This window comes from Microbacterium sp. zg.B48 (assembly GCF_024623505.1).
Lineage (GTDB): Bacteria > Actinomycetota > Actinomycetes > Actinomycetales > Microbacteriaceae > Microbacterium.
The window spans coordinates 221545-242802 of the sequence record NZ_JANJFE010000010.1 but is presented as its reverse complement, the minus strand read 5'-3'; the positions used below and the strand labels follow the sequence as shown (position 1 = coordinate 242802).

24 protein-coding genes, 1 other RNA gene and 1 pseudogene are annotated in these 21258 nt (G+C 68.9%); 11 read left to right on the top strand and 15 right to left on the bottom strand.

The annotated features are described in order from the left end of the window. The first annotated feature begins 74 nt into the window (after positions 1-74). The 4 genes and pseudogenes from NQ152_RS08475 (at position 75) to NQ152_RS08460 (ending at position 3181) form a co-directional block, all read left to right on the top strand. Positions 75-1292, top strand: coding sequence for a cupin domain-containing protein (locus NQ152_RS08475; protein WP_257523658.1), 1218 nt, complete (start codon positions 75-77; stop codon positions 1290-1292). Further along, the gene (locus tag NQ152_RS08470; protein WP_257523657.1) at positions 1289-2548 is read left to right on the top strand and encodes an MFS transporter; all 1260 of its coding nucleotides are present in this window, start codon (positions 1289-1291) and stop codon (positions 2546-2548) included. The genes NQ152_RS08475 and NQ152_RS08470 overlap by 4 nt, the downstream gene beginning before the upstream one ends. Further along, positions 2530-2658: pseudogene (locus tag NQ152_RS08465) on the top strand (oxidoreductase); the annotation flags it as partial. The gene NQ152_RS08470 and the pseudogene NQ152_RS08465, both read left to right, overlap by 19 nt. A gap of 49 nt (positions 2659-2707) precedes the next feature. Then, positions 2708-3181, top strand: a complete 474-nt coding sequence (locus tag NQ152_RS08460) for a hypothetical protein (protein WP_257523656.1) — start codon at positions 2708-2710, stop codon at positions 3179-3181. Between the two features lie 647 nt (positions 3182-3828). Here the strand turns inward: NQ152_RS08460 and NQ152_RS08455 are convergent. The 4 genes from NQ152_RS08455 to ssrA all read right to left on the bottom strand — a co-directional run bounded on the left by NQ152_RS08455 (position 3829) and on the right by ssrA (position 6221). Beyond that, positions 3829-4353: a hypothetical protein gene (locus NQ152_RS08455; protein WP_257523655.1), complete on the bottom strand. Its 525-nt coding sequence runs from the start codon at positions 4351-4353 to the stop codon at positions 3829-3831. A 345-nt stretch (positions 4354-4698) separates the two neighbouring features. Next, positions 4699-5004: a Fic family protein gene (locus NQ152_RS08450; RefSeq protein ID WP_257523654.1), complete on the bottom strand. Its 306-nt coding sequence runs from the start codon at positions 5002-5004 to the stop codon at positions 4699-4701. Between the two features lie 22 nt (positions 5005-5026). Further along, positions 5027-5491 carry a virulence RhuM family protein gene (locus NQ152_RS08445; protein ID WP_257523673.1) on the bottom strand — a complete coding sequence of 155 codons (465 nt, stop codon included), beginning with the start codon at positions 5489-5491 and terminating at the stop codon, positions 5027-5029. A 361-nt stretch (positions 5492-5852) separates the two neighbouring features. Next, positions 5853-6221, bottom strand: a transfer-messenger RNA (tmRNA) gene (gene ssrA, locus NQ152_RS08440). A 159-nt stretch (positions 6222-6380) separates the two neighbouring features. Here ssrA and NQ152_RS08435 point away from each other — a divergent pair. The 4 genes from NQ152_RS08435 to NQ152_RS08420 all read left to right on the top strand — a co-directional run bounded on the left by NQ152_RS08435 (position 6381) and on the right by NQ152_RS08420 (position 10748). After that, positions 6381-7031 (top strand): hypothetical protein, encoded by a 651-nt coding sequence (locus NQ152_RS08435; protein ID WP_257501898.1) that lies wholly within the window; start codon positions 6381-6383, stop codon positions 7029-7031. A gap of 64 nt (positions 7032-7095) precedes the next feature. Next, the gene (locus NQ152_RS08430) at positions 7096-7770 is read left to right on the top strand and encodes an SIMPL domain-containing protein (protein ID WP_257501897.1); all 675 of its coding nucleotides are present in this window, start codon (positions 7096-7098) and stop codon (positions 7768-7770) included. 19 nt (positions 7771-7789) lie between these two features. After that, positions 7790-9151, top strand: a complete 1362-nt coding sequence (locus NQ152_RS08425; protein ID WP_257523653.1) for a M20/M25/M40 family metallo-hydrolase — start codon at positions 7790-7792, stop codon at positions 9149-9151. Positions 9152-9287: 136 nt separating this feature from the next. Continuing rightward, positions 9288-10748: an MFS transporter gene (locus NQ152_RS08420; RefSeq protein ID WP_257523652.1), complete on the top strand. Its 1461-nt coding sequence runs from the start codon at positions 9288-9290 to the stop codon at positions 10746-10748. A 12-nt stretch (positions 10749-10760) separates the two neighbouring features. Here the strand turns inward: NQ152_RS08420 and smpB are convergent, their stop codons facing one another. The 4 genes from smpB to prfB form a co-directional block, all read right to left on the bottom strand. Next, positions 10761-11237, bottom strand: a complete 477-nt coding sequence (gene smpB, locus NQ152_RS08415) for an SsrA-binding protein SmpB (protein WP_257501894.1) — start codon at positions 11235-11237, stop codon at positions 10761-10763. A 96-nt stretch (positions 11238-11333) separates the two neighbouring features. Continuing rightward, complete coding sequence (gene ftsX / locus NQ152_RS08410; RefSeq protein ID WP_257523651.1) at positions 11334-12248, bottom strand: permease-like cell division protein FtsX; 915 nt, start codon at positions 12246-12248, stop codon at positions 11334-11336. Further along, positions 12245-13405 carry a cell division ATP-binding protein FtsE gene (ftsE, locus tag NQ152_RS08405; protein WP_257523650.1) on the bottom strand — a complete coding sequence of 387 codons (1161 nt, stop codon included), beginning with the start codon at positions 13403-13405 and terminating at the stop codon, positions 12245-12247. Before ftsE ends, ftsX begins: the two co-directional genes overlap by 4 nt. A gap of 115 nt (positions 13406-13520) precedes the next feature. Continuing rightward, positions 13521-14630 carry a peptide chain release factor 2 gene (prfB, locus tag NQ152_RS08400; RefSeq protein ID WP_257501891.1) on the bottom strand — a complete coding sequence of 370 codons (1110 nt, stop codon included), beginning with the start codon at positions 14628-14630 and terminating at the stop codon, positions 13521-13523. Positions 14631-14698: 68 nt separating this feature from the next. On the opposite strand from prfB, the gene NQ152_RS08395 reads away from it, so the two are divergent. Both NQ152_RS08395 and NQ152_RS08390 read left to right on the top strand, forming a co-directional pair. Beyond that, positions 14699-15925 (top strand): MFS transporter, encoded by a 1227-nt coding sequence (locus NQ152_RS08395; protein WP_257523672.1) that lies wholly within the window; start codon positions 14699-14701, stop codon positions 15923-15925. Positions 15926-15993: 68 nt separating this feature from the next. Then, a complete protein-coding gene (locus tag NQ152_RS08390) occupies positions 15994-16383 on the top strand; it encodes a hypothetical protein (RefSeq protein ID WP_257523649.1) in 390 nt (129 codons plus the stop codon). Here the strand turns inward: NQ152_RS08390 and NQ152_RS08385 are convergent. From NQ152_RS08385 to NQ152_RS08355, 7 genes are read right to left on the bottom strand one after another with little or no spacing between them, the layout of a single operon-like run. Continuing rightward, positions 16380-16832, bottom strand: a complete 453-nt coding sequence (locus tag NQ152_RS08385; protein WP_374113576.1) for a pilus assembly protein TadG-related protein — start codon at positions 16830-16832, stop codon at positions 16380-16382. The genes NQ152_RS08390 and NQ152_RS08385 overlap by 4 nt on opposite strands. Then, the gene (locus NQ152_RS08380; protein WP_257523648.1) at positions 16829-17284 is read right to left on the bottom strand and encodes a TadE family protein; all 456 of its coding nucleotides are present in this window, start codon (positions 17282-17284) and stop codon (positions 16829-16831) included. Before NQ152_RS08380 ends, NQ152_RS08385 begins: the two co-directional genes overlap by 4 nt. Next, the gene (locus NQ152_RS08375) at positions 17259-17639 is read right to left on the bottom strand and encodes a TadE/TadG family type IV pilus assembly protein (protein WP_306815801.1); all 381 of its coding nucleotides are present in this window, start codon (positions 17637-17639) and stop codon (positions 17259-17261) included. Before NQ152_RS08375 ends, NQ152_RS08380 begins: the two co-directional genes overlap by 26 nt. Before the next feature lie 48 nt (positions 17640-17687). Further along, positions 17688-17891 (bottom strand): hypothetical protein, encoded by a 204-nt coding sequence (locus NQ152_RS08370; RefSeq protein ID WP_257501887.1) that lies wholly within the window; start codon positions 17889-17891, stop codon positions 17688-17690. 18 nt (positions 17892-17909) lie between these two features. Next, on the bottom strand, positions 17910-18842 hold the full coding sequence (locus tag NQ152_RS08365) for a type II secretion system F family protein (RefSeq protein WP_257523646.1): 933 nt from the start codon (positions 18840-18842) through the stop codon (positions 17910-17912). After that, entirely contained in the window at positions 18839-19696 is an 858-nt protein-coding gene (locus NQ152_RS08360; protein ID WP_257523645.1) for a type II secretion system F family protein, read from the bottom strand. Before NQ152_RS08360 ends, NQ152_RS08365 begins: the two co-directional genes overlap by 4 nt. Next, positions 19693-20850 (bottom strand): ATPase, T2SS/T4P/T4SS family, encoded by a 1158-nt coding sequence (locus NQ152_RS08355; protein ID WP_257523644.1) that lies wholly within the window; start codon positions 20848-20850, stop codon positions 19693-19695. The genes NQ152_RS08360 and NQ152_RS08355 overlap by 4 nt, the downstream gene beginning before the upstream one ends. A gap of 154 nt (positions 20851-21004) precedes the next feature. On the opposite strand from NQ152_RS08355, the gene NQ152_RS08350 reads away from it, so the two are divergent. After that, positions 21005-21223: a PLDc N-terminal domain-containing protein gene (locus tag NQ152_RS08350; protein WP_257501883.1), complete on the top strand. Its 219-nt coding sequence runs from the start codon at positions 21005-21007 to the stop codon at positions 21221-21223. Positions 21224-21258 lie beyond the last annotated feature (35 nt).

The following is a 21258-nucleotide window of genomic DNA, read 5'->3' as shown; positions in this document are numbered from 1 at the left end:
ATTGACCCCCAGTTATACGCTCCGATACGGTGCGCGTAAATGCCCGATGAGGCCGGAAGCCCGAGGAGGCGGCCATGGACCCGAAGCCCGCTCCGCACCACGAATCACCCGTACTAGGCAATCCTGACCTGCCCCCGGAGGGCGAGATCAATACGAGCGGCGACCCAGCCGCCCTCGCGATGACCGGCCCGCAGAACCCGGCATTGGCGAATCTGTTCCCGAGCCAATTGCACGCACCGCCCACCGACGTCTCCACTCAGGCGTTCTTCTGGTCGTCCTTCAACATCTCGCCGCGGCGGGTGCAGGCGGGCGGATGGGCGCGGGAGGTGACTCAGCCGGACTTCGCCATCTCCGACGAGATCGCCGGCGTCAACATGTACCTCGACGCGGGCGCGATCCGCGAGCTGCACTGGCATCAGACGGCGGAGTGGGCACTGATGACGCGGGGCGGATGCCGCATCACCACGCTCAGTCGCACCGGATTGCCGAGCGTCGAAGACGTGTACGCGGGAGACCTGTGGTTCTTCCCGCCGGGCCTGCCGCACTCCCTGCAGGGGCTGGGTCCGGAGGGTGCCGAGTTCGTGCTCGCCTTCGACGACGGCGCGCAGTCGGAGTCGAACACGCTGCTCCTCACCGACTGGTTCTCGCACACCCCGCCCGATGTGCTGGCGAAGAACTTCGGCGTCGCCCAAGAGGTTTTCCGCGACATCCCGCTCCACAACCTATGGATCTTTCCCGGTGAGGTGCCGGGTGAACTGGAGAAGGATCAGCTCGCCGCGGGCGTCCAGTGGGGTGACGACCAGCCGGTGATCTTCCGGCTCGCGCAGTCCGCGCCGATCCACGAGAACAGCGGAGGCAGCATCCGCATCGCCGACTCGACCAACTTCCCCGCCAGCACCACCGTCGCCGCGGCCCTGGTGACGGTGGAGCCGGGAAGCATGCGAGAGCTGCATTGGCACCCCAACGCCGATGAGTGGCAGTACTACCTCAAGGGGTCGGCGCGGATGACGGTCTTCAACACCGGCCCGCATGCAAACACGATGGATTTCACCGCGGGCGATGTCGGTGTGGTCAAGCGCAACTACGGGCACTACATCGAGAACACCGGCGACGAACAGCTGATCTTCCTCGAGACTTTCCGCAGCAACCGATACGAGGAGGTGTCGCTGGCGAACTGGCTGGCGCACCTTCCGCCCCAGTTGGTGTCAGCGCACCTCAACATCCCCGCGGAGACGCTTGCTACGTTCCCCCGCACCACGCAGGGCATCGTTCCCCTCCGCACCCCGTCATGACCGCGGCCGGGCAGGTCGCCCCGCCGTCTGCCCGGTTCTCAGCCCTCGCGGTGCCGAACTACCGGCGGTTCATCGCCGGTCAGGGAATCAGTCTTATCGGCTCGTGGACTGAGACCGTGGCGCAGGGCGTGCTCGTGCTGACCATGACCGGGTCGGCCTTCGACCTCGGGCTGGTCGCCGCCGTCCGCTACCTCCCCGTGCTGCTGCTGGCCCCGTACGCGGGCGTGCTCGTCGATCGCCACGATCGTCGGCGCACGCTGCTGGTCACCCAGACGGCGCTGGCCATGCTGGCCCTCGGCTTCGGGATCGTCATCCTCACCGGCCACCAGTCCCTCATGCTCGCCCTCCTCGTCGCGGTGGTGTTCGGGGTGCTGACAGCCGTCGACAATCCGGCACGGATGGCCCTCATCCCCGAGCTCGTCGGGAGGGAGGCGCTGCACAGCGCCGTCACGCTCAACAGCATCCTGGCGAACGTCGGACGCGGAGTCGGCCCCCTCGTCGCCGCCGCACTCATCGGCACCGTCGGCCTCGGGTGGTGCTTCATCGCGAACGCGGCGAGCTTCACCCTCGTGATCGCGCTGCTGCTGTCGATGCGCACCGCGCAGATCCACTCGGAGGGCAGGATCCCCCGCCGGCCCGGGCAGGTGCGTGCGGCACTGCGGGTCGCGCGGACGAATCCCCAGCTCCTCGGGCCGCTCGTCATGATGACAATCGTCGGCACACTCGCCTACGAGTACGAAGTGAGCCTGCCCGTCTTCGGCGAGCACTCACTCGCCGGCGGCGCGGACGAGTACGCCTGGCTGACGGCAGGATTCGGCGCCGGGTCCATCGCCGCAGGGGTCTTCCTCCTCTTCTGGCCGCAGACAGGCCTCACCCGCATGGCGATGATCAGCGGCGCCTATGGCGTGACGCTCGGCCTCACCGCCGCAGCCCCCAACTCGCTCGTCGCCAACGTCACGATCGTGTTCGTCGGAGCGTGCAGCATCGGGTTTCTCACGACCGGCAATTCCACCGTGCAGCTGTTCGCGCCGGCAGGAATGCGAGGGCGCGTCACCGCACTGTGGACCACGGCGTTCATCGGCACGACTCCCATCGGTGCCGTGATCGTCGGCGGAGTCGGCCAGGCGTTTGGTGGGCGCGCGTCGCTGTTCCTCGCGGCAGCGGCCTGCCTGACCGCAGCGGGGGTCGGGGCGCTCATCGGGCGCATCCGGCCTCGCGACGACGCCCCGCCGACACCGTCATCCCCGAGGAGATGATCCACTACGGCGCGGCGAAAACGGCGGTGCTGGCCTTGTCGCGAGGGTTCGCCAAGGCGGCTGCCGGCAGCGGAGTCACGGTCAACTCGGTGATCGTCGGCCCCACGCACAACGGCAGCGGCGGCCAAGTCGGTTCGACGAGTTCGTAAGGAGCGAGACATGAAGAAGCGAATGATCATCGTAGGCGCGGTCGTGGCCGCGGCCGGCATGGTGACAGTCGGAGGTCTGGCTGCGTCCGGCGGAGTATTCACCAACCCTGAAGCAGGACCCCTGCCCGAGGGCGTGGGCGTCGTCACGCAGCAGGTGTACGACGACGCGTACGCGACGTTCGAGGCGTGCATGAACGAAGGCGGTGCCGAGCTTTTCGGTGAGCGCGATGAAGCCGGTGTGCACCATGCCTCCTACCTAGCCCAATTCCAGCCGGTGTACGACAAGTGTTATGTCGACTTCGCACCGGTCGACTTCCGGTGGCAGATTGCCCATTCGTACGACTCCGAGACCTTCGTCAGGTACCGCGAGTGCCTGACGGAAGTCGGAGTCGAGCCGGGCAAGGACGCTGAGACGGTCTTGGCACAGGTCGAGAAGAGCGGCATCGACGTCCGGAACTGCTTCGAAGGCGCAACGAACGGGTGAACTGGACACCACCGGAATCTCCCTCGACCTCCGAGCAGACGGCCACGTCTGACTCACCGGTCGACGGCGATGCGTTCGGCTACGTTCAGCTGGGTGTTTGTGGGCGACTGGGTGTGGAGGCACCTCACAAACAACGAACGAAGGCCCCAAACTCGGCGTGATTACGCGGAGTCGGGGGCCTTGTCCGGTGACAGCGGAGTGGTGGAGATGGGGGAATCGAATTCGGGTGTGGGCGATTCCCTCCTCTGCATTGACCGTCAAAATCCGCGGAATCATGCCGATCTCGGGGGCATGCGGCGACAAGCACCTGCGTGGAAAATCGCCCACATGCAGAGCAAACGCGGGCGATTTGTGGGCGATCCGACGGAGGTTGTCCTCGACATCGATCTGATCTGTTCGGCGCGTCCCTGACGAGCTCCCAGGACACTCGATCACGGATAATCCACCGCAGGTCTACGCCACTCGGCACCGTTCGACCAGGACCGCAAACGTCGTTCCGGCTCAGCGTCGCTTGCGATCGGGTCGGTGGCCATCCCGTCACGGGCGGACTCGACGACCGCCGCCGAAGCCACGGGTCCACGAGCGGTTGGGCACCGGCTCACGGACAGGAAGCAATCTGAGCAGGCCGCAGCGGTGAGCCGGCACCATCACTCGGGTTCGGGCGTGACCTCCGACTGCACACCGGTTTGCGTGTCATACGTCGTGATTCTCCACGCCGGTCGGCCGTCCTCAACGACCCGTTTCAGCTCGATCAGCCGCGGGCTTGGATAGACCTCGCCGGACAGCTGTGCGGCGCCATACGCGCCGCCGTCGATGTCGGCCAGTTCAGCCTCCGTCAACGTGACGTGGTGCTCCTGCACCAGAGCGAGAGTGCTGGCATCGTAGAGCGCCTCCTGCCCGCGGTCGGGCTCGGTGACAGATTCGCCCCAGATGTCGCGCCCGGGGTCAACACTCCTGACCCGCCACACCCACTGTTCCTCGACATACTCCAGGCGCAGCCCCACAATCGACCCGGGAGGCGAGTTCGGCTCACCAACAACCCCCTCCAGCCAATCCGACGGCCAGGCGACGCTAACGGGAACGCCCCCGACCGGATAGTCCTCGCCTACCGAATCAGGTCCGTTCGGGACCGACCCCCCGCACCCCGCGAGCATCAGCACAGCGGTGAGCATCCCCGCTGCCGTGAGCGTTCGCGTCATTCGAACCATGGATCGCCCCCTCGTACCCCTAGCCACAGCCTAGACACCGCCTACACACCCGTCCGCTGGGCTCCCCGCGTTGCGACCCACCGTCCGCCCACCGCTCTGAGCGCTCAGCGCTCAGTGACCAAGAGCAGGCTCGTCACCTTGACGCAGGGGTACGCGGCTTGGCACCCCTCGACCAAGCTGTTGGATCGATAGCGGGACAATCCCCACGGTCCGGCTCGGCCGAGACGGATGATCCCCCGAGCGGCGCTGCTGCGGATCTTCGGCGTCGACTCCTGAGGCGGCGGCGGCGGCCGGGGCCGGGAGCGCCAACTACGCTTCGCCGGTCAGCATACTGACGAGGAGGGCGATCATGAGGTCCTTCTCCTTTGGGTCGCTCATCGCGACCATCAGGGTGAGCGCCGCGAGAGCGTTGTTGGAGATCCGCGCGACACCGCGCTCGTCATCGAGAACGCCGTTTCGGGCGAGGAAGTGGACGAACAGCGCCGCGGCGCTGCGCTTGTTCCCGTCGGTGAGCGGGTGATCCTTAACGACGAGGTAGAGCAGATTCGCGGCCTTGTCCTCGACCGTCGGGTAGAGCTCGACTCCCCCGAATCCCTGGTAGAGCGTTTCGACCACGCCGCGCAGCGCGTCGCCGCGCTCACCTCCGAAGAGGTTGTCTTCGGGGAATCATCCGCGGATGTCGTCGATGACCGATCGGGCTTCGTCGTAGGTCAGCGTCCAGCTCGGGGAATGGCCGGCACCGGTCGGGATGTCCCCCTCGTCGTAGGCGCAGCGTTCGCAGGCTCGGCAAGTAGGTTGCGACGATCTCTCCGACGCCGGCGACGAGTTCGTCCGTGGAGCGCGAGAGCAGCTGGACGATCGTTCCGAGTTGTTCGAGTCGACGTTGGTTGATCGCCACGCCTTGGAGCACGTAGCGCTTGAGAACGTCGTTCGCCCAGCGCCGGAAGTGCACTCCTTCGGGTGACTTGACCCGGTATCCGACAGACAGGACCATGTCGAGGTTGTAGTGCTCGACCCGATAGCTCTTGCCGTCCGCAGCAGTTGTCGCAAATTTTGCGACAACTGAGACTCCCTCGAGCTCTTCTCGTCGAGCGTTCGCCACGTGCTTGCCGATGGTGCTCGGCCACAAGTCGGAGGCGATGACCCTCGACACGTACGCGGACCTGTTCGAAGACGACCTCGCGGATGTCGCGGAACGGATGAATCAGGGCGGCCTGAGCGCAGATGTCGGCCGCCTCTGGGCGAGCTGACCTTCGGTTCGTCTCGCTTCGCTGGCTCAACGACCGGAGAGCCGAAAACCGACAACTAGCGGTTTTCGGACACGGTTTTCGACCTATACGCCCCAAAGGGTTGTGGGCGATTTGTGGGCGAATCGGCTTCAGGGCGCCTCACCGGCGACGAACGAAGGCCCCGGAACCCGCGTGATTACGCGGTTTTCGGGGCCCTGTTCGGTGACAGCGGAGTGGTGGAGATGGGGGGAATCGAACCCCCGTCCATCGCTGTGTCTCTGCGCCTTCTACGGGCGTAGCCTGTGCAGACGTTCTACTCGGCCCCGACCTTTGCCACAGGCATCTAGGTCGACAGGCCCAGTCTGGAAAAAGTCCCACGCGACGTCCAGACGCCGTCACGCAGCAAGTCCCCTAGATGACGCCAGGGTCCGTAGCGGGAACGCCTACGGTCTGACGGAGTTCAGGCTCGCTTATGCAGCGAGGGCGAACTCAGTGCGCTTTGTTTCGGCACTTGTAGTTTTGCAGAGATCGTTTACGAGATAACCCTGCATCCTCGGCCCGCTTCTCGCAGGAGCTCAGGCGATGTCGAAACCGATCATCCCCATGAACCCTCATGTGCAGAGGGCCACTGTCACGCGCTGTTGAATTTTCACTCACCCGGAACCGCAAGGTACCGAGCGTCACAGTCTACAACGGATGCCGCGCGCCGATCATTCCGCACGCCTCCCCGGCACAGCGCCTCGCCGCGGATAGGTTCTACGGGTGTCGACAAAACGCCTGTGGCTGATTGCGGGAAGCGCGGTCGCGCTCGTGGTCGTCCTCATCGTGATGGCGAACCTGTTCGCTCCGAAGGAATCCCGCGCTGTTCCGACGCCGACCGCGACGGCGCCGGCATCCGCTCCCCCCGCGCCGACGAACTCCGCCACCCCCGCGCCCACCCCGACCCCCAGCGCCACGGCGACCGCCCCACCGGATGCCGGCCCGACGTGCGATGACATCGCCACGACCGTCTTCCGTTCGATGATGGCCTCGAACGGCTGGGTCTCCTGGCAGACGCAGGACCAGCCGACCGGCTCCCGCCCGTTCGATGCCTTCTACAACGGCACCCCGCCCGGCGCGGTCATCTGCCGGTGGGGTGCAGATCCGCAGCTCGCAACGGACAACGTGAGCGATCTGGCCTGGGCTCCGATCGATCCGGAGAACGCCGTCGACGCGATGCTCACTCTCGCCCAGCGTGGCTTCACGCGGATCGACGCGGTCGAGGGCGTCTATCTGGCCGCCCAGGGACCCGCCGGCCACACCGATGCCGAGGGATGGGGCGAGACGTACTTCTTCACCCCCAAGGACGTGCGGTGGGCTGTCACCAAAGCCGACGTGATGGCGTACGTGAAGTCGCCCGTCCACCCCGACTGACGGGCGCATTCTGCGAGTCGCATGATCCGCAGGATCGCCACGCCCCGCGCGTAGAGTCTGACTCATGAGCGAAGTGACCATCACCGTCCGCGGGGAGCACGAACAGCGCGTGGCCCCCGAAGAAGTCGTTGCGCACCTCTCCGTTCGCACCGAGGGCCCGCAGCGTGACAGCGTCGTCGCGCGAATGACCGCGCTGGCCGCACCCCTGCAAGCGGATCTCGAAACGAGAACGGACGCAGGCGGCGTCAAGGAGTGGTCGACCCAGCGGATGTCGGTGTGGGCCAACCGACCGTGGAACAACGAGGGCAAGCAGCTCGCCCTCGTGCACTACGCCTCGGTGGAGATGTCCGCGACCTTCACCGACTTCGCGGTGCTGTCCCGGTGGATCACCGACGCCGCCGAACGCGAGGGTGTGCAGGTGGACGGCTTGACCTGGCGTCTCACGCCCGCGACCGCGAAAGCCACCGAGGCGCAGGTCGCCGCGCACGCCGTGCAGGTCGCTGTCGATCGGGCCACCGCGTACGCCGGCGCCATCGGACTGGCCTCCGTGACACCCGTGGAGATCGCCGACCTCGGACTGATCAGCCGGGCCCCGGACCAGACTGCACCCGCGCCCAAGATGATGCGCGCGATGGCCATGGGCGTGATGGATGCCGGCAACGGCGGCCCCGCGGTCCAGTTCCAGCCCGAGGACATCGTCGTCACCGCCGCGGTCGAAGCGCGCTTCGCCGCCAACTGAGCCGCCCACTGATCCACGCATGACCGTCGCAGCCACCGCTCCGTCGCTTCCGGTCACACCCCGGCCGGGGGTCGGCGACCGCCTGTCCCGCATGATCCGGCTCCCGACCGTCAGCGCCGAGCTCGAGGCCCGCGGATCCGAACCGTTCGAGGACGTCGTCGCGCTCCTGGCTGAGCTGTACCCCCTGGTGCACGCGAACCTCGTCCGCGAGCGGATCACGGACTTCGGCCTGCTGTTCCGTTGGCAGGGTGCCCGGGCCTCCGAAGCGCCCCTCGTGCTGATGGCGCACTACGACGTGGTGCCGGTGGACGAAGACGACCCGTGGACTCACCCGCCGTTCGAGGGCCGCGTCGCCGACGGCTGGGTCTACGGACGCGGCGCGCTCGATGACAAAGGTCCCCTCGCGGTGATCCTCGAAGCGGTGGAGAACCTGCTCGCGGCAGGCTTCACCCCCGCGCGCGACGTCTACCTGTCGTTCGGCGGAAACGAGGAGACGTACGGCGAGGCGGCCGCCACGATCGCCACGACACTGCAAAAGCGCGGGGTCGTGCCGTGGCTCGTGCTGGACGAGGGCGGCGCGGTCGTGGACGCTCCGCTGCCGTTCGCGCATGGTGACGCTGCGATGGTCGGCGTCGGCGAGAAGGGCGTCCTCACCGTTCGTCTCACCGCGCGCAGCGAGGGCGGGCATGCCTCGGCCCCGCCGCGCCTGACCGCCGTGGGCCGTATCGCGCGTGCGGTGGATCGACTCGGCTCCCGCACGTTCCACGCCCGCACCCCCCGCGGGATCACCCGGATGCTCAGCCTGTTCGCCGACACTGCGCACGGCCCCGGCCAGCTCCTGCTCCGGACCCTCGCGACCTTCCCGCGGCTCACCGCCCGCGCATTCGCGCTCATCGGCGGCGAACCGGCCGCGCTGGTACGCACGACCGTGGCTGCGACCATGCAGCAGGGCGGTACGGCGGCGAACGTCCTGCCCTCCCAGGCCTCCGCCGTCCTGAACCTGCGCATCGCGCTGGGCGAGACCGTCGCGGGTACGCTCCGGCGCGTCCGCCGCCGGATCGGGGACCGATCGGTGGAACTGACCGTCCTGGAGGCCAGCGAACCCTCGCCCGAGTCCCCCACCGACAACGCTCAGTTCGCGCTGATCACGCGCGCGGTCAGGGAATCGTACCCGGATGCCGCGACGGTCCCGTACGTGATGATGGCCGCCACCGATTCCCGCCATTTCCACCGCTTCTGCCCCGCCGTGTACCGCTTCGCTCCGCTGGAGATGACCAGCGCCCAGCGCGCTTCCATCCACGGCGTGGACGAGCGCGTCCAGATCGCATCGCTGGAACGCGGCGAGCGCTTCCACCGCGCGCTCCTGCACAACCTGGTCTGATCCCCCCGCACCGGCGGGTTGTGGCCCGGTCCACGGGCGCGCACTTGGGCAGCCGCTACAGTGAGCCCACCCGAATCCACGTCGACAGCATCCGCACGAAGAACTCGACAGGATCCCGCACGAAGAAGGAGCCGCGATGAAGCGCGCCGCCGCCCTGGGCACCCTGGCCACCGTCGTGGGCTTCCTCGCGTTCGTCGAATTCACCAGCGGCGTGCTGCAGGGCTACTACACGCCCATGCTGACCGACATCGCGCGCCATCTGGACATCCACGACGCCGACGTCAACTGGCTCGAGGGCGCGCAGCTGATGCTGTCGGCGCTGGTGGTGCCCGCGTTCGCCAAGCTCGGCGACATGATCGGCCACAAGCGGATGCTGCTGATCTCGACTGCACTGACCGCCGCGGCCGCACTCGTGCTGCCGTTCACCGACTCGTTCGGCATCTTCCTGGCCGCATGGGCGCTGATGGGGTTCTACGTCGTCTGGCTGCCTCTGGAGATCGCTCTTATCTGGTCCCGGTCCCGGCGGATGGAGGGACGCTCGATCATCACCGCGCGAGCGGCCGGACTGCTGGTGGCCGCGCTGGAACTGGGTGCGATCGTCGGCGCACTGGTCGGCGGCGCGCTCGTCGATGCCCTTCCCCTCACGGTGGTGCTGCTCGTCCCGGCGATCCTGATCGTGGTGTGCTTCTTCGTGATCCTGTTCGGGGTGCAGGAGTCGCCGGAGCCGACCGGTGGTGTCTTCGACACCGTCGGGCTGGTGCTGATCTCGGTCGCACTGATCTGCTTCACCGGCGGACTCGGGATGCTGCGGCTGGAGGGCGGCATGGCCAATCCCTGGTCGTGGGGGGTCGTGGTACTCGGCGTCGCACTGGTCGTGCCGTTCGCGCTCTGGGAGCTGCGCCACGAGGACCCGCTCATCGACGTCCGGATGTTCCGGTCCCCCGCCCTCGGGCCGGTCTTCCTCACGGCGGGGCTCTTCGGAGTCAGCGTCCTGGGCGCGCAGGCACCGCTGTCGACGTTCGCGCGGACCGATCCCGGCCAGTACGGCTATGGACTGGGCACGACCGGTTTCGCGACCTCGCTCATCATCGGGGTCTACCTGATCGCCATGATCACCGGCGCCCTGCTGTTCCCGCTCATCGCCCGGCTCACCGCGCCTCGGCTCACCCTCATGGGCGCATCCACTCTGGTGGGCATCGGATTCCTCCTGTTCCTGCCGTTTCACGACACGTACATCCAGGTCATCGCGAACATGGTGATCGTCGGCCTCGGCTCGGGCGCGCTGGTGGCCGCGCTGCCGGCGGCCGCGGCATCCGCTGCGCCGGCGACGCAGACCGGGGTCGCGACGGGCCTCACCAACTCGGTCAAGACGGTCGGCGGTGCGATCGCATCGTGCGTGTTCGGCATCGCACTGCTGCACGGTGCTGTCTCGGGTGCGACCGAGGGCACGGCCGGCTCCCTGGCCGGCTACGTCACCGTCTGGATCGTCTGCGGCGTCACCGCGCTGATCGCGGCCGCCGCCCTGGCGTTCGTGCCGAAGACGGCGTTCACGGACCGGGCGGTCGCCGAGGCGGCGTCCGCGCCGGCGGTTCCGTAGCAGCGCGGAGGGTCAGTCCCCGAGGCGGTTCTTGGAGCGCATCGCCCGCTCGGCTTCGCGCTTGTCCTGCCGCTCGCGCAGCGTCTGGCGCTTGTCCCACTCGTGCTTGCCCTTGGCGATCGCGATCTCGACCTTGGCCCGGCCGTCCGAGAAGTACAGCTTGAGCGGCACGAGGGTGTAGCCGCCGGCCGAGACGGCGTGCGAGAGCTTGATGATCTCGTCCTTGTGCAGCAGCAGCTTGCGGACGCGCTTGGTGGCGTGGTTCGTCCAGTGCCCCTGCGAGTATTCGGGGATGTGCACGGCATCCAGCCAGGCCTCGCCGCCGTCGATGTACGCGTACCCGTCAGAGAGGTTGGCGCGACCCTGCCGCAGCGACTTGACCTCGGTGCCGGTCAGGACCAGTCCTGCCTCGTACGTCTTCTCGATCGAGTACTCGTGGCGTGCGCGACGGTTGGTCGCGACGACCTTCTCACCGCGTTCCTTGGGCATCACGACACTCCTGCTGGTACCGGCCGGACGGATCCGGGCGCCGTGCGGGCGCACGGCAGCCTGTCAGTGTAGCAACTGCGCGGTGCAGCCGCCCGATCAGGCCCGCAACCACCTCCGGATCGCGAACCCCGCCGACAGGGCCGCGAGCACCCCGCCGATCAGGATCAGGAACGGGACCACGAGCCATGCGTCCTGCACACCGACCCAGGTGGTGACGAAGTCGACGCGCTGCCGCAGGTATTGATCCACTCCGAAGTGCACGCCGGCGAGCACGGCGACCCCGGCCAGCACCGAACCCAGGAGCGCGGCGAACACGCCCTCCAGGATGAAGGGGGTCTGGATGAAGCGGTTGGATGCGCCCACCAGCCGCATGATCCCGATCTCCCGCCGTCGCGCGTATGCCGACAGGCGGATGGTCGTGGCGATCAGCAGCACCGCGGCGATCAGCATGAGCACCGCGATTCCCACCGCGATGTAGGTCGCGACCGTCAGCGCAGAGAACAGGGGCTCGAGGTACTGCAGCTGGTCCTTGACCTCTTCGACGCCGTTCATGCCCTTGAACGCTTCGACGAGCACCTCGGACTGGCTCTGGTCGACGAGGTTGATCCAGTACGTCTCGTTGAGCTGCTCGGGGGTGATGACGCTGGCGTAGTCATCGCCGAGCAGCTCGATCACGTTCGCGTACGCCTCCTCACGGTTCTCGAAGCGCAGATCGCGGATCAGCGGCGCCAGCGCGGGACCTTCGAGCTTGGCGTCGACCTCGGCCAGCTGATCGTCGCTGGCCACGCCGTCCACGCACGTCGGCGATTGTGAGATGGCCGTGCACATGTAGATGGCGACCTGGGCGCGATCGGACCAGTAGTCCTTCATCTGCCCGATCTGCATCTGCATCAGCATCGCGGCGCCGACGAAGGTGAGCGAGACGAACGTGACCAGCACGACCGAGATCACCATCGACGCGTTGCGGCGGAGGCCGGACAGCGCCTCAGAAAGGACGAGACCGACCCTCACGATGTAGGCCCCACTTCATCGTCGGGGTGCGTCTGGCCGAGCCCGAGGCGGTCCGCCAGTCCCAGCTCGGCCACGTCGACTTCGGCGATGTCCGCGATCGGGACCGGCTGCGTGCGCGGTGCGCGCGTCTCAGCCGGCGGTTCCGGCGTCGGCTCGGAAACAGGCTCGGAAGCCGGCTCGGAGTGCTGCGGCGCTGAGTCGTGCGGCGCGGACTCCTGCGGCGCGGAGCTCTGCGGCGTGGAGGCGGGCTCGGTGACGTTCGCGGACGGTGCGACCGGTTCGGCAGCGGAGGGCGCGGCATCCGCTCGCACCACCGGCTCTGCGGCGGCCGCGGTCACGTCGTGGCCGTAGGCCGAGGAGACGGCCGCGGATGCCGACATCGCCGTCTCGCGCTGAACTTCCAGCACCGCGGTCAGCGCGGCGACCGCAGCAGCACCCTGCTCGGGTCCGGGCGCCAGGCTCGGCAGGCTCGAGGTGTCGCCGTAGCCGCCGTGCCGTTCGTCGCGGACCATCTCGCCGTCGGCCAGTTCGATGACGCGCCGCTTCATCTGATCCACGAACCCCGCCTCGTGCGTGGCCATGACCACGGTCGTGCCGCTGGAATTGATGCGCGCGAGCAGCTGCATGATGTCGACCGAGGTCGCCGGGTCCAGGTTTCCGGTCGGCTCGTCCGCCAGGAGCACCTGTGGACGGTTGACGAGTGCGCGCGCGATCGCGACGCGCTGCTGCTCGCCACCGGAGAGCTCGTGCGGGAACCGCTTCTCCTTGCCGGCGAGACCGACCAGTGCCAGCACCTCGGGGACGGCCTGCTGGATGAATCCGCGGGATGAGCCGATGACCTGCAGCGTGAACGCGACGTTCTGGAACACCGTCTTGTTCGGGAGCAGCCGGAAGTCCTGGAACACCGCCCCGACATGCCGGCGGAAGTAGGGCACCTTGCGGTTGGAGAGCGAGCGCAGGTCGCGGCCGAGAACGACGACGCGGCCGTCGCTCGGGGTCTCTTCGCGGAGGATGAGGCGCAGACACGACGATTTGCCCGAGCCGGAAGCGCCGACGAGGAAGACGAACTCCCCGCGCAGCACTTCGAAGTCCACATTGCTGAGGGCCGGCTTCGCCGTGCCGCGAAAGCGTTTCGTGACGTTCTCGAACCGAATCATGGCCTACTGAGCCTAAGCGGGGCGGACGCGGACGCGACGAGCGACACCCGGGGTGCGGCATCCGGTCTGAACCTCGGCGATGAGGATGCCGCGGCATCCCGCCCGGGACCGTGGGTCAGTCGTCGGTGGGGCGCTTGCGCCAGCGGATGCCGGCAGCGATGAACCCGTCGAGGTCGCCGTCGAACACGGCGGAGGGGTTGTTGACTTCGTAGTCCGTGCGCAGGTCTTTCACCATCTGGTACGGCGCCAGCACGTAGGAGCGCATCTGGTCGCCCCAGCTGGCGGTGATGACGCCGGCGAGGTCCTTCTTGATCGCCGCTTCCTGTTCCTTCTGGAGGATCATCAGGCGCGACTGGAGCACCCGCATCGCGGCGGCCCGGTTCTGGATCTGCGACTTCTCGTTCTGCATCGACACGACGGTGCCGGTCGGAAGGTGGGTCAGGCGCACGGCGCTGTCGGTCGTGTTGACCGACTGGCCGCCGGGGCCGGACGAGCGGTACACGTCCACGCGCAGGTCACTCTCCGGGATGTCGACCTCGACGGCCTCGTCCAGGAGCGGGATGACCTCGACGGCGGCGAAGCTGGTCTGCCGCTTGCCGGCCGAGTTGAACGGACTCATCCGCACCAGGCGGTGCGTGCCGGCCTCGACGCTGAGCGTGCCGAAGGCGTACGGCGCGTCCACCTCGAAGGTCGCCGACTTGATGCCGGCCTCCTCGGCGTAGGAGGTGTCCATGACCGTGACGGGGTACTTGTGCTGCTCGGCCCAGCGCAGATACATGCGCAGGAGCATCTCGGCGAAGTCCGCGGCATCCACTCCGCCGGCGCCCGCCCGGATCGTGATGACAGCCGGACGCGCGTCGTACTCGCCGTCCAGCAGCGTCTGCACCTCGAGCTGGCCGACGACGTCCTCGAGTTCGGCGAGTTCGTGACGGGCTTCTTCGGCGGCGTCCTCGTCGTCCATCTCGTTGGCCAGTTCGACCATGACCTCGAGGTCGTCCAGGCGCCGGTCGATGCTGTTGATGCGGGCCAGCTCGGACTGACGGTGACTCAGGGCGGAGGTGACCTTCTGCGCCTTGTCGGTGTCGTCCCACAGATCGGGGGCACCGGCTTCTTCGCTCAGCCGGGCGATGTCGGCGGTCAGCGCATCGACATCGACCACCGACTTGATGTCGGTGAAAGTGGAGCGCAGCGCCTGGATGTCGGCGGAAAGATCGAAGTCAAGCATGACAGCTCCAGACTAACGTGGATGCAGTGACCGACCGCGCAGCCTCCATCCTTCTGCGCTTCGGGCCGATGATCTACGGCCCCACCGTGCTGTTCGCCCTCGGTGAGGGCGCCGTCATCCCGCTGATCCCGATCATCGCCGCGCGGCTGGGCGCAGATGTCGCCCTGGCCGCCCTCGTCGCATCGGTGCTGGTGGTCGGTCAGCTCTGCGGCAACCTGCCGGCGGGGTGGGCGGTGGCGCGCATCGGCGAGCGGCTGACGATGGCGATCGCCGGGACGCTGTCACTGCTCGGCGTGGTGGGCATGGTGTTCGCGCCGGTCCTGGGCGTCTTCGCGGCATCCGTGTTCCTCATCGGCTTCTGCGCGGCCGGGTTCGGGCTCGCGCGGCACTCGTTCATGACGACCCGCGTGCCGCTGGCGTTCCGCGCGCGAGCACTCTCGGTTCTGGGCGGAACGTTCCGGCTCGGCATGTTCGTCGGCCCCTTCGTCGCGGCGGGTCTGCTCGCACTGTTCGGTGACGAGCATGCGGCGATCTGGTTCTTCGGCGGATGCCTGGTCGCGACGGTGCTGCTGGTCCTGTTCGGCCCCGATCCGGAGAAGCAGGTCCCCGTCCAGACCCGCCCGAATCGGGACTCCTCGATGGCCGAGGACACCGGCGAGGCGGTGACCGGCTCGATCCCCACGTCCGAGCGAGTGGGGGTCTTCCGCACGATGTGGCGGTTCCGCACGGTGCTGTCCCGCCTCGGCCTGGCCGCGGCATCCCTCTCCGCCGTCCGGTCGGCACGGCAGGTCGTGCTGCCGCTGTGGGGCTTCTCGATCGGACTGGATGCGCAGACCATCGCGCTGGTCGTGGGCATCTCGGGGGCGATCGATTTCGCACTCTTCTACGCCAGCGGTCAGGTGATGGACCGTTTCGGGCGCCTCTGGGCGGCGCTGCCGGCGATGGTGCTGATGGGGCTGGGCTTCCTCGCCCTCGCCGTCACCCACGACCTGGACTCCTCGGCGATGTGGTTCGCGATGTTCGCCGCGGTGCTCGGAGTGGGTAACGGGCTCTCCAGCGGCATCCTGCTCACACTGGGGGCGGACGTCTCGCCGAAGTCCGATCCGGCGCCCTTCCTCGGCTCGTGGCGGACACTCACCGACGCGGGTGGGGCGCTGTCTCCGCTGCTCGTGTCCGGGATCACGGCGGTCTGGTCGCTGTCGATCGCCACCGGCGCGGTGGGCGTCATGGCGCTGCTGGGTGCGGTTGCGTTCGTGCGCTGGGTGCCCCGGTTCGTGCCGCGCGTGCGGGAGTGAGCTGAAACGCCGGTCCGCGTGCGTGCCCGCCTATACTCGGGCCTGACGTGACGGCGGAGGGGGAAGCCATGCTGTTCGTATTCCTTGCTCTGTATGTCGCTCTGGGCATCGGGTGCATCGCCGTCGGGATCATCCGGAGCAAGCGGTCAGCGGTGGCATGCGGCATCATCGCCGTCGCGATCGCGGCGGGGTCGCTGATCGCGTGGATTCTCTACGTCGCCGGCGCCACGCACTGGACGATCTCGGCGCTGCAGGCGGTGCTCTCACCGATGCCCGAGTCGCTGGTGCAGCCCGACTCCCTGGAGTCGACCGGGCAGGGCATCGGCGTTCCGGTGTTCGCGGTCGTCGTGCTTGAGCTGATCGTCTCCACCGCGATCTGGGCGATCCCGGTCCTGGGAATCGTCAGTGCCACGCGCGCACCACAGCCCGGCTCCGTCCCGCGCAGCGAGACGATCTAACGCAGCGCCGTCCGGCTGGTCGCGGTCGCCTCCAGCGCCACGCCCTCGGGCACGAACAGCGTGATGACCGGCGGCCGCCACGTTCCGGCGACCGTCACCCGCGCGGAGACACCATCCGGCGTTCCCGCGTCCACCACGACAGCGTCGTCACCCAGCTCGCCCACGACGGCCTCGGCCTGCTCGCGCACCCCATCCGAGGTCAGTTCCGCCTTCGGCTCCTCCCCCTCGACCACGAACGTGAACCCGTCCGCTCCGGCCAGGGCGGCCGCGTCAGCGAGCGCATCCAGCCGCTTCTGCGCCAGGTACAGGCTGGTCGCGTCCACGCAGACGAGCACGACCACGATCGCGAGAAGCGCGTAGCCGAGGGTCAGGATCAGGATGCTCCCCTCATCGCCGGCGACTCCCCTCCGCGGCATCCACAGCGGCACGGCCCGCAGGCGCGCACTCATTCCGGCTCCCAGAAGCGCGACACCTTCTGCACGGCGGATGCCTGAACCGGCACAGCCGCGAACCGGTCGAGTCCGAGCACGGGCGGCACCAGGGGAAGCGTGACGGTCGTCGTGAGGGTCACCACGAGCGTGGCGCCGGCTTCGGGGCACGTGGCGCCGGCCGGCCGGCACTCCAGTGCGACGCGGACCGATTCCGGATCCAGTCCGTACTCATCCACCACCGAGCTCAGGATCCGGTCGGCGCCGGCGCGCGCGGCGTCCGCGTCCTCTGCGACCGAGAGGGCGCGAGCGATGTGCCGCGCGCCGGCCTCAGCCCCGAGAGCCTGCCCTTGGATGAGACCGAGCGAAACGACGAGGTACACGAGGGGCACGAGGAGCACGACTCCGACGAGGATGAACTCGAGCGCCGCCGATCCCCGCTCGTTCTCACTCGAAGGATTCCAGCGGTGCATGCGCCGTCACCTCCATCATGCGGGGCGGGCCGAGCAGCCCGACGAGCGGCAGCGGCGCCCGTACGCTGATCCGCACGGTGGGCTCTCCGAGTTCGGCGGACTCCTGCACTGTGATCTCCGCGGCGTACTCTCCGCCGACCGTGCGGGTCACGATCTGCCGGGTGCGCTGGATGCCCTCATCCAGCGCAGTGTCCGCCAGCGCAGCGTGATACGCGCCCTCGACCGCGGCGTCGTGCACAACGTTGCGGACGTATACGACCAGCCCGAACTGGATGACGCCCAGCGTGAGCAGCGTCAGCAGCGTGCCGACGAGGACGAACTCGACGGGGCTCGACCCGCGCTCGTCCGCCACCATCGCGGCGAACCTGCGACGGATGCCGACTCCCCCGGGTGCGTGCACGGGCTAGAGGCCCGACACCCGCTCGATCGCCTGCTGGAACAGGTCGGCGAGCGCGGGACCGGCCAGGGCCCAGATGACGACGACCAGCCCGGCCGTCATCAGCGTGATGAGCACCCAGCCGGGGACGTCACCGGTCTCATCGTCGTACGCGTCCTGCGCGACGGCGCGCAGCCGGTGCACCACGCGCTCGAGAGGGATGCGGATCATGGGGTTCTCCTTCCGGCGTCAGCCGATTCCGAGTCGAAGCATGAAGATCCCCGGAAAGACGGCGAACAGCACGCTCAGGGGAAGGATGAGGAACACGAGCGGTACGAGCATGTAGATCTCTTTGCGCCCGGCCTGTTCGATGAGTGCGCGCTTGGCGTCCTCACGCGCGTCGAGCGCCTGGGAATGCAGGACGTGCGCGAGCGGCGCACCCCGGTCGATCGCGGCGACGAGCTGATCGATGCTGCGCGCGAGTGCGGGTGTCTGCAGACGGGCGGACAACGCACTGAGCGCCTCGGAGAGCGGCGAACCGGTTCCGACCGCCAGCACCACGCCGCGCAGCTCGGCGGCGAGCTCCCCGGCACCGGCGGTGCCCACGCGCCGGAGCGAGTCGAGGATCCCCTCACCCGCCGACAGGCACAGCGCCAGGAACTCCAACACCGTGGGCAGCTCCTCCTGGATGCGCCCGACGCGAACCCGAGCGGCGCGGCTGAGGCGGGCATCGTAGGCGACGGCGGCGATCACGCCGGTCAGGGGTGGCAGCAGAACGGTCGCACCGGACGCGCGCCCCAGCAGGACGAGAGCGACCACGCCCGCGCCGCCCAGAGCGATCCCGGCGATGGACCACCCCAGCTGCCGACCGCGGAAGGCCGCGGCATCCATCGTCCACCCCGCCTGGTGAAGACGCCGGTCAAGCGCGGCGGACCCGCCGGCCAGACGGGCCACGCGGTCCCGCAGCCCGTGCCACAGCTCGCCGAGGGCCGCGGAGCGCGCATCGAAGGCGGGGGTGAGGCCGCGCGGATCCGTGACGTCGCGGATGTACGGCGCAATGCGTCGCGCAAGGGAGGGGGCTCCCCACCGCGGCGCCAGGGAGACGAGCAAGCAGACCCCCAGGCCGAAGGCGCCGCCCAGCACCATGGCGAAGGCGATGTCGGTGCCGCCTACGGGGGTCACCCGAACCACCGCCGAGGCTCCGGCAGACGGCCGATGCGCAGCATGACGCGGTACGCCGCGAAGGACACCGCCGCCCCCGCCAGGATGAGGATGACACCCTCCGGGCTGCTGTAGGCCCGCGCGCCCTCCGGTCGCATCGCGAGCAGGGCGAGGATCACCCAGGGCGCGGCCACACCGAGCACCGCTGCGCCGCGGATCCACGACTGCCGCGATTCGACCTCGGCACGCAGGGCGGCGTCCGCGCGGACCGACGCGGCGAGTGCACGCAGCACCGGTGTGAGCTCGGTTCCGCCGACCTGACGGGCCATCCGCAGCGTCTCCACGATCCGATCGCCGACCGGGTCGGCGAGGGCGCGCTTGAGCAGCTGCGCGCTCGAGTCGAAGTGCCCGGATGCGGCGATGTCGCGGGCGAAGGCGGCGAACGGGGGGCGCAGCGGTGCGGGCGCGGACTCGGCCAGGCTGGCGACGGCATCCGGAAGCGACATCCCGGACCGTACCGACGCGATCAGCAGGTCGCAGACGTCAGGCCACAGCGCGCGACGGGAGCGCAGCAGGCGCGAGCGTCGTGCGCGCAGCCACCCGAACGGCGCCAGCGCCCCCACGACGCCGGCGACCAGGGTCAGGGCGCCGACCTGAGTGAACAGCCAGGCGGCAGCGGCCAGGACGGCCGCGCTGCCGGCCGAGGCCACGAGGGCACCTGCCGGCGGGACGCGCGGGAGTCCGGCCGATTCGAGCAGTCTGGCGAGGTGTCCGGGTGCAGCGGGCGTGGGTGCGACGGCACGCGATGGCCAGACCCACGGCGAGACGACCAGCAGGATGCCGGCTGCCAGTGCTGCGCCCCAGACGAACGTCACGATGCCTCCGCGCGGTACAGCGTCGTGGCCTGGACGGTGCCGCCGGCCACGCCGGCCGGCTCCACCAGTTCGACGACCCGGCGCCGGCCGGACGCATCTCGTTCGCAGTGGGCGACCAGATCCACGGATGCCGCCACCGCGGGCAGCACGAACCCCGAGTCGATGTTGCACCCGGCCAGCAGGGGCAGCGCGGCGAGTTTGGCGAGGGCCTCGCGCGCCGAGTTGGCGTGGATGGTCGCCGCCCCCGGCACACCCGTGTTCAGCGCCAGCAGCAGGTCGAGCGCTTCGGCATCGCGCACCTCGCCCACCACCAGCCGGTCGGGGCGCATGCGCAGCGCCTCCTTCACCAGGCGTCGCAGGCTCACCTCGCCGGTGCCTTCCAGGCTGGGCTGCCGGCCCTGCAGGGCGACCAGGTCCGGCGCGTCCACGGCCAGCTCGAACGTCTCCTCGACGGTCACGATGCGGTGTTCCGGCGGACACGCCCCGATCAGCGCGGCCAGCAGCGTCGTCTTGCCGGCGTGGGTGGCTCCGGAGATGAGGAGGCTGCGGCCCGTCTCCATCGCCTGCCTCAGCAGCCGGGCGGCCGGTGGCGCAATCGAGCCGGCCGTGACGAGCCGGTCCAGGTCGCGGTAGGCCGGCAGGAACTTGCGGATGTTGACCGACCAGTGCCGGCGGGTGATGTCGGGGATCACGACGTGCAGCCGGCTGCCGTCGGGCAGCGAGGCGTCCACGAACGGCTGGCTCAGGTCGACGCGGCGGCCGGTGGCATGCAGCATCCGCTCCACCAGGTCGCGCACGGCGGCATCCGTCAGCGCCAGCGGCACCCGTTCGGCCACGCCCTCGCGGGCGATGAAGATCCGGTCCGGCGCGTTGATCCATAGCTCCTCGACGGTCGGATCATCGAGGTAGGCCTGCAGCGGACCGTACCCGGCGACCGCGGCGAGCACATCGCGCACGCACGACGCCTCGTCATCGACGGGGTCCAGCCCGCGGGCGAGGGCGAAGTCGTTGTGCCGGCGCACCTCCGCGCGGGCGATCCGCGCGGCCAGCTCCGGATCGCGCGTGGGATCGGCCAGTTCCGCCCGCAGCCGGTCGCGCACGCGCTCGGCCACCACCGCGGCGGCGGTTCCGGCGGGAGCGAACGCGAGAGTCACGCGAGCATCCTCGCAAGCACCGGAGGGTCGCCGGAGAAGTTATCCACAGCAGGCGAGCGAAGTGCCGGGCCGGGCCGTGCGAGCGATTTCGTCCCTCGCGGATGCGAGCGGCGCGTCGGAGGGGCAGGATGGGAGGACCAGCGAAAGGGGCACCATGACCACGCTCACCAAGAAGCAGATCACGCCCGGAGGGCGCGTTGCGCTCGGCATCCTGGGGGTGATCCAGGCGGCCTACGCCTTCCTCGCGTTCTGGGATCTCGCGCATCGCTCCGAGGACGAGATCCGCGGACCCAAGCCGATGTGGATCCCGGTGATCCTGGTCAACTGGATCGGACCCACCGCCTACTTCTTCGTGCACCGCAGCCGCCGCTGAGCCGCCGTCCACCGACTCCCCTGTCACAACACGCC